This is a genomic window from Vibrio sp. 10N.247.310.98 (genome assembly GCF_041467395.1).
Lineage (GTDB): Bacteria > Pseudomonadota > Gammaproteobacteria > Enterobacterales > Vibrionaceae > Vibrio > Vibrio crassostreae_C.
In genome coordinates this window covers 59,310-75,467 of sequence record NZ_JBFSUL010000003.1, presented here as the reverse complement: position 1 = coordinate 75,467, position 16,158 = coordinate 59,310, and the positions used below count along the sequence as shown (strand labels likewise).

The following is a 16,158-nucleotide window of genomic DNA, read 5'->3' as shown; positions in this document are numbered from 1 at the left end:
TAATTTAACTCGTTGTTCTTAATCTCCATTCCAAATTAACATATTGCTCATTTAGAATGTCGTTCTAATTAGTGTTAGACGCTATCATTTATCATCGTTGTCCTACATAATATCCATTAGCCATACAAAGAGATGGTGTCATGCTAGGTTAAAAAATGAGCCAAAGTAGCTCATATAAAACGAGAAAAATATGAAACGTTTACTGATGTTGTTTGGACTTGCCGTATTTTCTGCGTCCGCTCTTTCCCATGGTACTCATGTCCTCAATAGGTACTGGGAATACCAAGATTATCTTTCCACTTTTCCAGAACAAAGAGCATTGACCGATAAAATGGTCGAGGCTGTACAAAATCACCCTGTGCCACTGAGAAGAATCCAAGACGAACCAATTACGATTTCCGTGGTGTATCCGGGCCAACAGATCTCGGATTACTGGGTTCGTAATATTCAAGCTTTTGAGAAGCGTCTCGATAGGCTGAAGATCCGCTACCAAATAAATCAAGTATTTACCCGTATTAATGCCGATCTCGCGCAGCAGAGTATTTCGTTGCAAGAAGCGATTGAAAACAAGACGGATTATTTGATTTTCACGCTAGATACCACGCGCCACCGCAAGTTTATCGAGCACGTGTTGACCTCTACAGACACCAAACTGATTCTTCAAAATATCACGACGCCAGTGCGAGCTTGGGCAGATAGACAGCCATTTATGTATGTGGGTTTTGACCATGCGACAGGCAGCTTAAAACTGGCGGACTATTTTAAACAAGTAAGTCCGCCAGACAGTAAGTATTCTGTTTTGTATTACTCACAAGGCTATATCAGTGATGCGCGTGGAGATACTTTTATCCATGAAGTGAATACGGTTACCAACTTTACCCTTAAGTCTTCGTTTTACACAAAATCAAACAAAGACAGTGGCTACCAAGCGGCTAAAATCAGCATAGAGAACGATAAGGATCTAGACTTTATCTATGCATGTTCAACGGATGTCGCTCTCGGTGCAATGGAAGCGATTCGTGAATCGGGCCAAGACATCTTAGTGAATGGTTGGGGAGGCGGCTCTGCTGAACTTGAAGCCATTGCAAGGGGCGACCTAGATGTTACTGTCATGCGTATGAACGACGATACAGGCATTGCAATGGCAGAGGCGATCAAGTGGGATCTAGCCGGTTTGGAAGTGCCTACCGTTTACTCTGGTGAATTTGAAATTGTCACCAAGGAAGATTCCCCAGAACGTATTTCAGAACTTAAACAGCGAGCATTTAGGTACTCAGGTCACTAATGAAGAAAAGTTACGCCAGTACACCTAGAAACACTTTAGCTAGACTCATTACGCGTATCGTTATTTTGGTGATAGGCGTGATGGCACTTGGCGTGCTTATTCATAATTATGAAACCAGCAGTAATATCGTACAGCAAGAGACGAATCGAACGGTACAGCAAACCTCAAGCCTGATCCAAAACATGTTTGATTATCGTTTGTCGGTGCTGCAAATCCATCAAGACAGTAGCTCACACAGTGAAACTCTCAGAGAGTACTTTGATACGGGTAATGACGAGACTCTGAGCTACTTTTTCTTTGGTGTTGACCAACGTGAACCGGATCATGCACCAGATTTACGCTTTGTCTCAACCCACGATGGTTTGGCTTGGGAAGACGGCAACAGTCAATTTTATGGTTTGGATGAGTCCAACTTAAAGCATATTTCTGATGAGGTTTCGTTCAGCAGTAATTGGCATTTTATTAAACTGAGGACAGATATAGGTAAGCGTCACTTGTTGGCTCGCCGTACCCCTATTGTTGATAACGCTACTGGGGAAGTCCTTGGTCAACTCTATATCGCCATTGTGCTTGACAACAACTTCTCTTTGGCTGAGTCAATCCAACAGGGCAGTAATAGCGAAAATATCGTGATTGAAGCGCACGGTACACCGGTGACATCGACATTCAGTGGTGATGAAAGCTACACCATTACTGACATCCTCAATTACCAAATGTACGAACAGTTGCCGCGTCATTTCGTTACCATCGCAACCATTAAGATTAATGCTGTTGAAACTCCTTTAATCATTCGAGCTGTTCAAAAAAATAATAATTTCATTGCGTTAGAAGAGAATTATCAGCGTGCGATCATCGTGGTGATTGTGGTGATCATATTGATGTCTTTTTTTGCTCGAACTTGGATTCAAAAGAGAGTCTCAGCCGAGCTTGATAAGCTAATGGACTTTACTCGTTCGGCAAGTGCTAGCGAAAAGTACAACAAGTTCGATGGCTCTAACATTTTCGAATTTCATCATATTGGTTGTACTCTTGAAGACACCTTTGAGCGCTTATCTGAACAGAATCAAAAATTCCAAGATCTCTTTAACTTTGCTCATTCGCCTATCTTAGTTTGGTCTGAAAAAGGCGATTTGATTCAGATGAACCCCGCCGCTCGCATGGCGTTGTTCGATGCTGATGACAATTATGGTCCAATTGCCCAAGAGTTTGAGCAGCGAATGCTGCCTAATATTCAAATGGTGGTTCAGGGTTCTAAACTGACGGGTATTAACGTACCCATTGGTGAAAAGGTGTTTCGTTGGAACATGTCTGCTATTCGCGTGGAACACGGCATCACAGGAGTGGTGGTACAAGGGCAAGATATTACTAAGCTAATCGAGGCGGAAAGACAGGCTGATCGAGCAAGAGAAGAAGCTGAGCATCTTGCGAATGTGCGAGCAGACTTCTTAGCTAAGATGAGTCATGAGATTCGCACGCCGCTCAACGGTATTCTCGGTGTGTCTCAGCTGCTCAAGCGCTCTATGCACAATGAAGATAATCGCGAGCAGGTGGATGTACTGTGTAATAGTGCGGAACATTTACTGGCGGTACTTAACGATATCTTGGACTTCTCAAAGATTGAGCAAGGGCAGTTTAATATTCAAAAGAAAGACTTCCGTTTAGGGGAGTTAGTTAATACCTTAGACAGCATCTATCGACCGCTGTGTGAAGATAAATCCGTCGAATTTACCATTGTGAATCACTTGGTTGATGACATTGAAATCAATACCGACCAAGTACGCCTCAATCAGATCATGTTTAATCTGTTGAGTAATGCTTTTAAATTCACTCATCAAGGCGGTATCTCCGTCAGCTTTGAGCTCGAGAGTATCTTTAACTCCGATCACGCCAGCTTGATCGTTCGAGTGAAAGATTCTGGCATTGGTATTGATGAAAGCAAAATTGATGCTGTTTTTGAACCCTTTGTTCAAGCCGAAGAGACCACCACTCGTGAATATGGTGGCACTGGTTTAGGACTTACAATTGTAAAAAATCTGGTCGATATGCTGGAAGGGGACATTCAAGTCCGCAGCGTGATAGGTCAAGGCTCAGAGTTCACGATAGAAATTCCTGTAGTCGTACACGCCAAGCCGCTATTAGTCGATGCTAAGCAACAAGCTGAGGTTGAGCCAGAGGCGTTGTTTAGTCGACCTTTGAATGTGTTGCTGGTGGAAGACAATCACACCAACGCCTTTATTGCTCAGGCTTTCTGTAAGAAATATGGCATGGTCGTCACCTGGGTAAAAGATGGCTTAGAAGCGATTGAGATGGCTAAGACGATTACCTATGACTTGATCTTGATGGATAACCAACTCCCTAATCTCGGTGGTGTTGAAACCACTCAGCAGCTAAGAGGTGAGATTGGTGTGTCAGCCCCTATTTATGCGTGTACCGCTGATGCTCAAGAGTCAACTAGAGACAGCTTTTTGGCCGCAGGGGCGAATTACGTGATTGTAAAGCCGATTAAAGAAGAGTCGCTCCACCAAGCGTTTGTTCATTTTAAAAACTCATACTGGAATGATACAGAGCACTAGGTTTTAACTTAGTGCTCTTAAACGGACTTTATTGAAGAGAAGTAACTAATTTGCTGCCTTTATATAGAGCCAGCGACAAAGGCTTGTTCCAATAGCAGCGTTTTCAACTCATCACTCATATCTAGGTGTTCGGGGAATTGGATACCTAGCAGCCAGCCTTGTCTTTGCCTTTTCTTACTCACCACTTTGTAGACTAGATCGTCACCTAAGTACTCATTTAAGTCAGAATTAACTTTTATTTTCCAGCCGACATCGATATCTGATTGCTGGGTAAGATAGATACCGCAGCCTGAAGCTGAAAAATCGACCAGTGTGGCATCCAGCGACAAGGTATCAAAGGTGACTTCACAGCTGAGACGTACCTTATACCTTTCGTGTTCACGAATAGGCTTGGTTGCAAAGTTTGAGGGTGGGCGAAGGAAGATTAGATGTGCTGGTGAGGTGATATGAGCCAGTACATTGGTTTTGAACGCGACGATGTGCCCAAGTTCGGTGTCGGTAATCGCACGAACAATAATATCAACGTTTGTGAGCTTTCTCAGCGTCAGTGCTTCTGTCGCTTTTTGCGTAAGCTCAAGGATAAGGTACTGATCTTCTTTGTGTCCGATATAAAGTGTACTGATCTGGATTGAGTCGTCTGGGCCAAATTCCAATACACCTGCTGTTTTTGTACCTGGCTTTAGGTATCTGAACAGTTCTAAGTTTTTATCTTTATGCATATTCGTTACTGAATAATGTTAATCGTTTGATAAAATAATATAACGCCCTGATAAAACTATGTCATTAGTTTCATTGAAGTAATTAGCAGCGTACAACAAAAAAGTGAATCGCTATCTCAAGTAAACAACGGCTTACTCTTGTCGTAAAACAAGATACACTGCTGACAGATATATACTTGATGGAGAAATAGTAAATGGAACTGGAAACCTTATTGAATACTCTGGCTGAAACCCCAGAGGCCGTGCAATTTGAAGATACAATGCAAGTGATCGAAGCTCACTATGATTTTTCTGAGCGCGAATTTCGCAATGGTGAGGTAGTGAACGCTGCAGGGCAGAATAATGGTTCGTGTAAGATTTTTGCTTTTGGTTTAGAGCAAGGCCTATCAGCAGAGCAAACACTTGCTTGTTTTGGTCAATTTTATCGTAACGACGTGCTAGGTTTTCCTGAGAACAGCGACCATCAAAATATTCGTAACTTTATGGTTCATGGCTGGAATGGTATCCAGTTTTCTCAGCCTGCGCTGGTTGCAAAAGTGAAGTAGACACTAACCAGGTAACGATTAGGTCGAAATTTAATCTCAGTATTTTGAAGCGAGAAAACAACCTCTCGCTTTTTTTGTCTATGTTGAACTGGCTAGTAACTTGCTATCCAGTAACTTACTAAATGGGCTCTAAACTACTGAACGGGCAGGGCAGACAAGCACTTACGACACATACAAACTCCAGCCTTTGGAATATCGCTAGTATCTCGTTTTTCTAACTCAAAACACCAACACGTCTCTTTGCCCGCACTGATATCGCATTGAGCTGGCTCATTACACTGTGGACATTGGTGAGTCGAACTCGCGCCACTAAGATTATCCATAACCGACGTTTGCTCTTCTTCAGATAAGCCTTTCCAACCTATAATTTCATCCATTGTTCGAAAGCAGCCACTACACATTCCGCCATTATTTTTACAAGCCGCTCGGCAAGGTGTTTTCATTTCTCTAACCTGTGATTCATTTGGGCTGAAATGTAGCATATTTGTTTCTTCTTGAAGAGCCGTTAAGCTAAGAAATTACTCAGTTAAATTTAGAAATGACCTCGTAATTTTTAGGCTTTTCATGTAGCATCTCGCCCCTTTTGTTGAGTGGGGGGATATTATGTTTATTGGATTTGATTATGGAACAGCGAACTGTTCTGTCGCGGCGATGGTTAATGGAGAGCCAAGCCTGTTACCGCTAGAAGGTAACAACCACTATATTCCCTCAACCGTGTTTGCGCCTACTCGTGAGAGTGTTTCTGAACATCTATTCCGCCACTTGAATATCAAGCCGAGTGATGCGATCGGTGAACAAGTACTACGACGTGCGATTGCGCTGAACAGAGAAGAGAGTATCGACTTAGTGCCAGAAGACATGGCATTTGGTCAGGCTGCGTTGGACTTATATTTAGAAGACCCTCGCGATGTTTATTATGTTAAGTCCCCTAAATCTTTCCTTGGCGCGAGTGGACTGCATGATGTGCAGGTGAGCTTTTTCGAAGATTTAGTGTGCGCCATGATGGCAAATATCAAGAATCAAGCCGAACTCACGACTCAAGAGCAGATCAAGCAAGCTGTTATCGGCCGACCAATTAACTTCCACGGTCGAGGTGGTGAAGAGGCGAACAGACAAGCTGAAGACATACTGTCTCGCGCAGCTAAGCGTGCCGGTTTCCTTGATATCGCTTTTCAATTTGAGCCCGTAGCCGCAGGCCTTGATTACGAAAGCACATTAACTGAAAACCAAACAGTATTGGTTGTTGATATTGGCGGTGGTACCACCGATTGCTCATTATTAGAAATGGGACCAACGTGGTCTGGTAAAGCGGATCGTACCCAGAGCTTGTTGGCACACAGTGGGCAAAGGGTAGGGGGGAATGACCTCGATATCTATCTTGCATTCAAACAACTGATGTCACCTTTTGGTATGGGCAGCAAAGGCATTTCGGGTATTGATATGCCACTGACTCAATTCTGGAACCCAATTGCGATTAATAATGTTGAAGCTCAAAAGAACTTCTATTCAAGAGAAAACCTAGCGGCATTAAAATTACTTCGTAAAGAAGCGTCAGAGCCTCAAAAGCTAGAACGTTTGATGAAGGTTTATCACGACACTTTGGGTTACGGTATTGTGCGTAGAGCGGAAGAGGCCAAGATTGCGCTGGCAGAATCCCCTCAATATCGTGCTGCGATTAATGTTGCCTCTGAACTGGTCGAGGTAGATATCTCAGTCGAACAGATGGTTGAAGCGATTGAAACACCAAAGTCTAAGATGATTGAGTTGGTTAAAGAAGCGATTCAACAAGGCCAGAAAAAGCCAGACGTAATCTACATGACGGGTGGTTCCGCTCGTTCACCGATACTTCGTGAAGCCGTACAACAAGCTGTGCCGAATGTACCGATTGTGAGTGGTAATTACTTCGGTTCAGTAACTGCAGGTTTAGCTCGTTGGGCTGAGGTTTGCTTCAAATAAGAGTTCAATGATGAGTTATGAAGGGCAACCAGTCGCTGATTGGTTGCCCTTTTTTTGTTTTTCTCTAATGAACTTTCTATTGAACGATTTTTCCTAGCTCATATTGGGATTTGTTTCACAAAGCTAAATATTTCAGCTGAGCTCTACGTGTTACAAAATGTTTCAAAGGCAAAGGCGAGCCTCTCGATGGTCTGATGAGTTACCTTGGGTTTAGATTTTTAATGCTTTTTTAGTGATTATAAAATCAAAAATAATCAAAGTATTTATCTCAAAGAATGAAAAGAGATCCCAGCAATTGTCGTGTTAATCAACTGTTTTAAAGGGTATTTTTGTTTTTTATAGTGCGATTTTTTTTATTTTATATATTTTAATGCAACTTTCTTGTCATTCGTATATTAGGGTTTGCCTACTTGTTAAATGCAGGTAACAACTTCTCCGTAAGCACGAGGTTGTTAGTGAATAACTCACCCAGTTACATAATGGATATGACAATGAATAAGAAACTTTTAGCGCTAGCAATTTCTGGTGCAGTATTTGGTACACAGGCAGTTGCAGTAGAACTTTACAACGAAGACGGCACAACATTCTCTGTTGGCGGCCACGTTTCAGTTGCAGTTGGTGATGTAAACAGCGATGACCGCCTTAACAGCGACGACATCGGTGTAGAAACTGTTTCTCCACGTATCAACTTCGGTGCAACTCATGAACTTGGCAACGGCTTTACTGCTGATGCTAAAGGTGAATGGGCGCTAAACATGCTAGACGGTGGTGATCAGTCATTCACAACTCGTCTTGGTTACGTTGGCCTTTCTCACGATGATTACGGTCGTGCAGCAGTAGGTACTCAATGGGCACCTTACTACAACGTTGCTGGTGTAGCAGATATGCCAATCGCATTTGCGAATGACTTCATCTACGAAGATCACGGTAATCTAGGTACTGGTCGTGGCGAAGAGATGGTTAGCTACGGCAACGCTATCGACTTCGGTAACGCTGGTTCTCTAAACGCAGCTGTTGCATGGCAAGGTCGCAAAGCTGATGGTGCGAACGAATACGGCAACCGTGCTCAAATCGCGTTGAACTACGCGATCGCTGATTTCACTGCAAACTACGCATACAACACAGGTGACGTAACTTACGCTCTTGCTGGTTCACAAACTGCTGATTCACATGTAGTAAGTGCAACTTACGGTTCATACGGCGCTGAAGGTTTATACCTTGCTGGTGTATACGCAATGAACAACTACATGAACTCAGGTAACGGCCAGATTCTTGAAGAGTCAGTTGCAGTTGAATTGCTTGCATCTTACGCGCTTTCTAACAGCCTTAACCTAAGCGTTAACTACGAAGCGGTAGAAGACGATAAGAAGAGCGAAACAGTATTCTCTACAACAGCTCTACAAGCTGAATACAACTTCACATCTCAGTTCGTAGGCTTCGCTGGTTACCAATTCGACCTACAAGGTTCTGGTGAGTACAAAGAGAAAGCTGACGACCAATGGCTACTTGGTGCTCGTTACTACCTATAAGTCGCAGACTGATTTAGCATAGTGTTTACTCCTTAGGTTTACCTTTTAGGATACTGTCCTAGACACCATGCTAAGCCCTCTCAAACCTTTTGGTTAGAGAGGGCTTTTTTCGTTTTGGGCTTTTGTCTTGAATGGTGATTTCGCACTATTGCGACCTTCGTATAAACGCTTTCAAATCATCGAATTGAGCTAAAGATCAGAATTTAGATCTTAGTAACCATCTTGTCGAAGACTCTCATTTTATGATGCGTTAAACTCTCCACTCAAAAAAAATAGTTCAGGGATAAACTATGAGCAGTGTTGTCGATCAGGAACAGCTGATGAATTCGAGACGAACAGCAACCCCAACTAAGGTGCTGTGTGTTGGGCGTAACTATGTCGATCACATCGAAGAACTCAATAACGCAATCCCAGACTCTATGGTGGTTTTCAATAAACCAAGTACCAGCGTTACGTCATCCCTGTCTTCTTTTCATCAAGAAGCGCTGCACTACGAAGCAGAAATCTGTTTTATTGTTGAAAATGGCCAGTACTCCGCTGTGGGTTTAGGACTAGATCTCACCAAACGTGAATTACAAAGTAGCTTAAAAGCGAAAGGCCTACCTTGGGAGCGCGCCAAGGCGTTTGATGGTTCCGCTGTCTTGAGTCGCTTTGTTCCAATTGATAACTTAGACCTTGCAGACTTAAACCTAGAGTTGTTTATTAACTGTGTTCGTGTTCAGAAAGGACATGTTGAGCAGATGCTTTACTCTCCAAAAACTATCCTAGAAGAGCTGTCTTCTTATACCACCTTACTAGACGGCGATGTTGTGATGACAGGTACGCCAAAAGGTGTTGGGGCCGTACATCGAGGCGATATCTTCCTTGGTCGCCTAAAGTGTGGCGATACGACATTGATTGAGATCGAATGGGTAGCAAGTTAATTAGTCTTTTCTATTTAGTTAATAAATTGGCTTTGTCGCTTAATGTTGGTTTTTAATTCGATTAAATAAACGTCGAGCAACTGATTGCATCTGGAAGGGTGTTGGTAATTGATATAAAATCCGCCTCCGTTTTTATCAATGCTGACCCTCATGATCGACTTAACCATTTTACCTGTCTACCTGACTGCCGTTGTTGCACTTCTTCTTTTACCTGGCCCTGATATGTTACTGATTGCGAGTTCAAGCATGAGCTATGGCCGTAAGGTCGGCGTGTTTGCAAGCCTAGGTAATGCGACTTCTGGAATCATTCTGACAGTATTAGCGGCCATGGGTGTATCAGCGTTGATCGCAATGAGCCCAATAGCGCTTAAAGCTCTCCATTTGTTAGGCGGCGCGTACTTGTTGAAGATGGGTTGGGATTGCCTGCGAACAGAGCAGGGTAATGCGCCGGAGTTAAACGATAATTTTGCTGCAAAAGCCTATTATCAACGAGCGCTGATCAGCAACCTGCTTAACCCTAAAGCCTTGGTATTTTTCGTGATGTTTTTACCTCAGTTTGTATCAACGAATATTGAAGCGACTTCGGGCGAGCAAATGTTAGTGCTTGGTTTGCTACTGAATGTCTTAGGTTTAACGTTCAATTTCTTACTAGTAGCGTTGGTCGGTACGATTGGTAAGTCTCTAGTCGAAAATGCTAAGTTTCGCACTTATCAGCAGAAAGTGATGGGCGGTGTATTCATCGTATTGGCGGCTTGGATGTTGTCTTCTTTCTTTACTTCGTAAAGTTCCAAATCGAACATATTATCGCGCGGTGAGCTGACGATAGAAAAATGGACGCTTAGAGCGTCCATTTTTTGGTTTAACCGTTATATGTTGAACATACTAATCGCTAAGAATTCAGCTCTTGCTGGTGTTGTTCGATGAGTTTGTCCATGTACTTCTCACCGCGCAGGCGAGTGTCTTCGTAGGTTTCTGTCCCTTCAAATTTTGTCACCGTCTCATAGTAGACCTTAACTTTTGGCTCAGTGCCGGAAGGTCTTACGATAATGCGTGAGCCGTCTTCGAGGTGATAGATGAGTACGTCACTTGCGGGCAGGTTAATCGCCTCAGTATTACCACCAATAACAAAGCGTAAAGACGACTGCAGATCTTCAATCACTGATATAGCGACGCCATTGATTGCTTTAGGTTGTGCAGACCTAAGCTTCGAACCTAACGATGGTGAATCTGGGTCAAGCGCGATACTGCGTTGTGCGTTGGTGTGGACACCATGTTCCAACGATATCTGAGCAAGAAGATCCCAAACTGTTCGGCCTTGAGATTTCAGCTCCTCAACCAGTTGAGCGAAAACAACGATGGCAGACAGCCCATCCTTATCTCGAACCTGAGTACCAATCGTATAGCCTAGCGCTTCTTCATAGGCGAATAAGAACTCATTGCTTTCGTCTTCTAATTGCATGCCGATATTGGCTAACCATTTAAAGCCTGTCAGCGTTTGGAAATAAGTCGCCCCGTGGGATTGAGCTACTTTTTCAAGCAATGTTGAAGATACGATACTGTTACCAACTAACTGGTTTTTGGTATGAGGTTTTGATAACAAGTAATGCGCGAATAGCACGCCGACTTGGTCACCTGTTAGCATTTTGTATGAGCCATCATCTGTTCTCACTGCAACCGCAAATCGGTCTGCATCTGGATCGTTGGCACAAGCAATGTCGGCATCGACACTTTTTGCTAAGTTAACCACCAGATCCATCGCGCCTTTTTCTTCCGGATTCGGGAAGTTGACGGTCGGGAAGTTACCATCGGGCTCTCTTTGCTCGGCGACGCTGAATACCTTATGGAAACCAGAATCGTGAAGTAGATCCTCGGCCATTTGTGCGCCGACACCATGCATTGCGGTATAGGTGATAGTGGTGTTCGCCGATTCGATCTCGTCACTCACGTATGGGCTCTGATTTATCGCAGCGCGGTAGGTTTGATAATAGCCTTCAGTTAACCACACCAACTTACCTTGCGTCTCAGCGTCACTTAGGCCCATTAAAGGGAGCGGCTTGGTCGATGCGATATCGATTTCAGCGGCAATACCCGCATCGTGAGGAGGAATGATTTGAGCGCCATTCTCCCAGTACACTTTGAAACCATTGTATTCCGGTGGGTTGTGGCTGGCCGTCACCACAACGGCAGCTGCGGCGTTGAAGTGCTCAATACCAAAGGCAACGATAGGGGTCGCCGCGACGTTCGAGGTTAGATAAACCTTAATGCCTAAAGCCGTGAGTACGGAAGCGGTATCAATCGCGAACTGCTTTGAATCTAAACGGCCGTCATAACCGACGACCACACCGCTAATGGTCGCATTAGCGACATGTTCGATTAAGTAGTGGCCGAGCCCGGTTGCTGTTTCCTGTATGACTAAACGGTTCATTCGATTTGGGCCGCATCCAACTTTGCCTCTAAGTCCTGCCGTTCCGAACTCTAATCGTTGAGTAAAGCGGTCTTCAAGTTCGTCGTGCATTCCCTCATCGATGAGGTGTTGAAGTTCTTCACGAGTTCTTGGATCTGGGTCTCTCGCTAACCAATTCATTGCATCTTGCATAATCACTAAACCTATTAATGTCTGTATGACTTACCGTTGATTTAATTTAAGTGATATTAATTCTCATTTCCATGAAAGCAATCGTAAAACTCGATATAAAATAAATTCCAACGGCAAGAGGGCACGTAGATTAAGCCACTTCAAATAATTGACTGTTTAGTAAGTAAACTTACCTTGAATAATTGGATATCACTAACTAGCCTTTTACATAAATATAACAAAATTTAACAAATTCGCCGTTTTTGAATCTTTCATGGAAACCTCCAACGCTTTTGAACCGTATTAGTTCTTGGGTTTATATGAGGTCAGTAGCCTGCTCACAGGCTAGTTCCATGTGAGTTGTAGATTGAGATTCAGCCTTTTCATGTGTAGCCGGAATAACAATGAATGTTGTCCAGTTCGCAACGACATTTAGGTCGCAAGTATCCAATTAGGAAGGACAAGGAGAGATCTTTTGAAAAGATTACTGGTTAGGCTAGCGTGGCTTTTGAAGAGTTTTGTTGTGCTTTTAGTATCGCCTTTAGTGCACGCTAGCAGTGATTACAACATGACTCAAGGCGTCACTGAGATCAGTGGTAAGGTGTATGAACTTCATATGCTGATCTTCTACATCTGTTGTGCGATTGCCTTTGTTGTTTTTGGTGTGATGTTTTATTCGATTTTGAGGCACAGGAAATCGAAGGGCGCAGTTGCTGCCCATTTTCACGAAAGCACGAAAGTCGAAATTCTTTGGACCATCATCCCTATCATCATTCTCATCGCTATGGCGATACCCGCCACCAAAACCTTAATAGCGATGGAAGATACCTCCCAATCAGATCTGACCGTTAAAATCACCGGGTCACAATGGAAATGGCATTACAGCTATTTTGGTGAAGACGTCGAATTTTTCAGCCTTCTAGCGACCAGTGACAAAGAGATTGAAGGCCTCGAAGTGAAAGGCGCGCATTACCTGCTAGAAGTTGATAAGCCGCTGGTACTGCCTGTTGACCGTAAAGTCCGTTTCTTGATGACTTCCGATGATGTGATTCACTCATGGTGGGTGCCAGCATTCGCCGTTAAGAAAGATACCATTCCGGGCTTTATTAATGAGGCTTGGACTAAGATAGATGAGCCTGGTGTTTACCGAGGGCAGTGTGCAGAGTTGTGTGGTCGTGCCCATGGTTTCATGCCGATCGTGGTGCATGCCATGGAAGAAGATGAGTTTGACGCATGGCTAGCGGAGCAGAAAGAGTTAGCGATAGCCGAACAACAAGCCGCAAAAGATGCATTAGGTGCGTCACTTTCCTTGGCGGAGTTGAATACCATCGGTGAAGAGGTTTACAAAACTCGATGTGCGGTTTGTCACCAAGCAAACGGTGAGGGCATTCCCGGAGCATTCCCTGCCATCAAAGGAAGTCCTATTGCCCTTGGTGATGTCGATGTTCATATCGACACCATTGTTTATGGTCGTGGCGGAACGGCGATGCAAGCATTCGATAATCAGTTAACCGAGAAAGAGATCGCAGCGGTAGTGACCTACCAACGAAACGCTTGGGGTAATGATACGGGCGATATTGTACAGGCTTCAGATGTGAACGCTTATAAAGCCAAGCAAGAAGGCGGAGGCCAAGCAGCTGACGAACAAGGTTCAATGGACGAAACGCAAGGCTCAACGGATGGAACGCAAGGTTCAACGGATCAAGCACAAAACGATGCTAAGGAGCAGTTATGAGTTCACCAATCAATAAGCCGGTGAAATCGGCTCCAGCAGAAGATCAAGTTCTGAGCCATTCTGCGGAAGGAACCTTGGGCAATAGTGATTTGCCTGTTGATGATCACGACTCACATGCGGCACCAAAAGGCTGGGCTCGTTGGCTTTACTCAACCAATCATAAAGACATCGGTACCCTTTATCTGTGGTTCAGCTTTGCGATGTTCTTAACGGGTGGTGCCATGGCAATGGTGATCCGTGCTGAGCTATTCCAACCCGGGTTGCAACTTGTTGAGCCAGATTTTTTTAATCAGATGACCACTGTTCACGGCTTGATCATGGTATTCGGTGCCGTGATGCCAGCATTTACGGGCTTGGCTAACTGGATGATCCCGATGATGATCGGTGCTCCAGATATGGCGTTGCCGAGAATGAACAACCTCAGCTTCTGGATTCTGCCTTTTGCTTTTCTAATCTTGATCGGATCTTTGTTTACTGAGGGAGGCGGCCCAAGTTTTGGTTGGACCTTCTACGCGCCACTCTCGACAACTTATGGTCCAGACAGTACCGCGCTATTCGTATTCTCAGTTCATATTATGGGGATCAGTTCGATCATGGGGGCGATTAACGTGATCGTAACCATAGTGAACATGCGCGCGCCGGGTATGACTTGGTTTAAGCTGCCGATGTTCGTATGGACTTGGTTAATTACCGCTTTCTTGCTGATAGCCGTGATGCCCGTGCTCGCGGGTGCGGTGACCATGGTGCTGACCGACAAATACTTTGGGACGAGCTTCTTTGATGCCGCAGGTGGTGGGGACCCGGTGATGTTCCAGCACATATTCTGGTTCTTTGGGCACCCCGAAGTGTACATCATGATCTTACCGTCTTTTGGTATTGTCTCGGCGATCATTCCTGCATTCAGTGGTAAGCGTCTGTTTGGTTACCACTCGATGGTGTACGCGACCTGCAGTATCGCACTGTTGTCATTCTTGGTTTGGGCGCACCACATGTTCACCACGGGTATGCCAGTATTTGCCGAGTTGTTTTTCATGTATTGCACCATGCTGATTGCGGTGCCGACCGGTGTGAAAGTCTTCAACTGGGTGGCGACCATGTGGCGCGGGGCTTTGACCTTTGAGACGCCAATGCTGTTTGCGATTGCCTTCATTGTTCTGTTTACGATAGGTGGGTTATCCGGATTGATGCTCGCTATCGTGCCTGCTGATTTCCAATACCACGATACCTACTTTGTTGTAGCTCATTTCCACTATGTTCTGGTGACAGGTGCTGTGTTCTCAATTATGGCCGCCGCCTATTACTGGCTGCCGAAATGGACAGGGCATATGTACGACCACAAGCTCAGTCTGTGGCATTTCTGGACGTCGGTAATTTCAGTCAATGTACTGTTCTTCCCGATGCACTTTTTAGGACTAGCGGGCATGCCGCGTCGTATTCCAGATTACGCCATTCAGTTTGCTGATGTTAACCAAGTGGTGTCGATTGGAGGTTTTGCCTTTGGGTTGTCTCAGCTGATCTTCTTATGGCTGGCTATCAAGTGCGTAAGAGGCGGAGAGCCTGCGCCAAGTAAGCCTTGGGATAGAGCTGAAGGTCTTGAATGGACAGTACCAAGCCCTGCGCCTCACCACACCTTTACCCATCCGCCGAAAGTGGATTAGAGGGCAGAACCATGAGTGATAAGCAAAGCGATCCCAATCAAGATAAAAAACAACCTAAGCGCCTGTCTAATAAGCGATCGACCAAAAAGCTGACGGGCTACTTGGTGTTGAGCGTGGTTGCGATGTTTTGCTTCGGTTTCGCTTTGGTGCCGCTCTACGATGTCATGTGTGAGGCCTTAGGCATCAATGGCAAAACTAATACTGTTTCAGCGGTGCAACCTCAGGGAATGCAGCCAGACTACTCTCGTACGGTTCGAGTCGAATTCATGTCCCACATCAAGCCAGATATGCCATGGCAGTTTTCGCCTGAAGTTCGAGTGTTAGAGGTTCATCCTGGTGAGGCGGTTCAAACTAACTACATTGCCAAAAACCTTTCTGGAGCCTCATTGGTTGGCCAAGCCGTACCGTCGGTTTCTCCAGGTATGGGGGCAACCTACTTCAATAAGATGGAATGCTTTTGCTTTAATCAGCAGCCATTGGACGGGCACAAGAGCGCAGAAATGGGTTTGATATTTTACATTGAGCCAGATATTCCAGAATCGATACATACGCTGACGCTCTCTTACACATTATTCAATATCACGAATGAGGTGGGTGCTGCGGCCAATAAATCTGAGCCTAACGTACTCGCAAGTAACTAGGAATTTACAGAACCAGTAT

The 16,158-nt window shown here is 44.6% G+C and carries 13 protein-coding genes; 10 read left to right on the top strand and 3 right to left on the bottom strand.

Annotated features, from left to right (window positions below; genetic code table 11):
• The first annotated feature begins 190 nt into the window (after window positions 1-190).
• A complete protein-coding gene (locus tag AB6E78_RS02080) occupies window positions 191-1,285 on the top strand; it encodes an autoinducer 2-binding periplasmic protein LuxP (RefSeq protein WP_029235787.1) in 1,095 nt (364 codons plus the stop codon).
• A complete protein-coding gene (gene luxQ, locus AB6E78_RS02075; RefSeq protein WP_372132497.1) occupies window positions 1,285-3,858 on the top strand; it encodes a quorum-sensing autoinducer 2 sensor kinase/phosphatase LuxQ in 2,574 nt (857 codons plus the stop codon). The genes AB6E78_RS02080 and luxQ overlap by 1 nt, the downstream gene beginning before the upstream one ends.
• A 59-nt stretch (window positions 3,859-3,917) precedes the next feature.
• Here luxQ and AB6E78_RS02070 read toward each other — a convergent pair whose 3' ends face one another.
• Window positions 3,918-4,577 (bottom strand): PilZ domain-containing protein, encoded by a 660-nt coding sequence (locus AB6E78_RS02070; RefSeq protein ID WP_372132494.1) that lies wholly within the window; start codon window positions 4,575-4,577, stop codon window positions 3,918-3,920.
• Window positions 4,578-4,771: 194 nt separating this feature from the next.
• Here AB6E78_RS02070 and AB6E78_RS02065 point away from each other — a divergent pair, with 194 nt between their 5' ends.
• A complete protein-coding gene (locus AB6E78_RS02065; RefSeq protein ID WP_017061764.1) occupies window positions 4,772-5,122 on the top strand; it encodes a HopJ type III effector protein in 351 nt (116 codons plus the stop codon).
• Window positions 5,123-5,256: 134 nt separating this feature from the next.
• On the opposite strand, the gene AB6E78_RS02060 is transcribed toward AB6E78_RS02065, so the two are convergent.
• Entirely contained in the window at window positions 5,257-5,565 is a 309-nt protein-coding gene (locus tag AB6E78_RS02060; protein WP_080582242.1) for a DUF1289 domain-containing protein, read from the bottom strand.
• Window positions 5,566-5,725: 160 nt separating this feature from the next.
• On the opposite strand from AB6E78_RS02060, the gene yegD reads away from it, so the two are divergent.
• The 4 genes from yegD to AB6E78_RS02040 all read left to right on the top strand — a co-directional run bounded on the left by yegD (window position 5,726) and on the right by AB6E78_RS02040 (window position 10,313).
• Entirely contained in the window at window positions 5,726-7,078 is a 1,353-nt protein-coding gene (gene yegD / locus AB6E78_RS02055) for a molecular chaperone (protein ID WP_017064846.1), read from the top strand.
• A 491-nt stretch (window positions 7,079-7,569) separates the two neighbouring features.
• Complete coding sequence (locus AB6E78_RS02050; RefSeq protein WP_017061761.1) at window positions 7,570-8,607, top strand: porin; 1,038 nt, start codon at window positions 7,570-7,572, stop codon at window positions 8,605-8,607.
• Between the two features lie 290 nt (window positions 8,608-8,897).
• Window positions 8,898-9,530 carry a fumarylacetoacetate hydrolase family protein gene (locus AB6E78_RS02045; RefSeq protein WP_017061760.1) on the top strand — a complete coding sequence of 211 codons (633 nt, stop codon included), beginning with the start codon at window positions 8,898-8,900 and terminating at the stop codon, window positions 9,528-9,530.
• A gap of 150 nt (window positions 9,531-9,680) precedes the next feature.
• Window positions 9,681-10,313: a LysE family translocator gene (locus AB6E78_RS02040; protein WP_136978026.1), complete on the top strand. Its 633-nt coding sequence runs from the start codon at window positions 9,681-9,683 to the stop codon at window positions 10,311-10,313.
• Window positions 10,314-10,419: 106 nt separating this feature from the next.
• On the opposite strand, the gene AB6E78_RS02035 is transcribed toward AB6E78_RS02040, so the two are convergent.
• Window positions 10,420-12,126 (bottom strand): phospho-sugar mutase, encoded by a 1,707-nt coding sequence (locus AB6E78_RS02035; protein WP_372132490.1) that lies wholly within the window; start codon window positions 12,124-12,126, stop codon window positions 10,420-10,422.
• 454 nt (window positions 12,127-12,580) lie between these two features.
• Here AB6E78_RS02035 and coxB point away from each other — a divergent pair, with 454 nt between their 5' ends.
• Genes coxB through AB6E78_RS02020 form a run of 3 tightly spaced genes read left to right on the top strand, consistent with a single transcriptional unit; the run spans window position 12,581 to window position 16,139 of the window.
• Window positions 12,581-13,840: a cytochrome c oxidase subunit II gene (gene coxB, locus AB6E78_RS02030; protein ID WP_136978024.1), complete on the top strand. Its 1,260-nt coding sequence runs from the start codon at window positions 12,581-12,583 to the stop codon at window positions 13,838-13,840.
• Window positions 13,837-15,498 (top strand): cytochrome c oxidase subunit I, encoded by a 1,662-nt coding sequence (gene ctaD / locus AB6E78_RS02025; RefSeq protein ID WP_052880005.1) that lies wholly within the window; start codon window positions 13,837-13,839, stop codon window positions 15,496-15,498. Before coxB ends, ctaD begins: the two co-directional genes overlap by 4 nt.
• 11 nt (window positions 15,499-15,509) lie before the next feature.
• Window positions 15,510-16,139, top strand: coding sequence for a cytochrome c oxidase assembly protein (locus tag AB6E78_RS02020; protein ID WP_372132487.1), 630 nt, complete (start codon window positions 15,510-15,512; stop codon window positions 16,137-16,139).
• The last annotated feature ends 19 nt before the right edge of the window (window positions 16,140-16,158 follow it).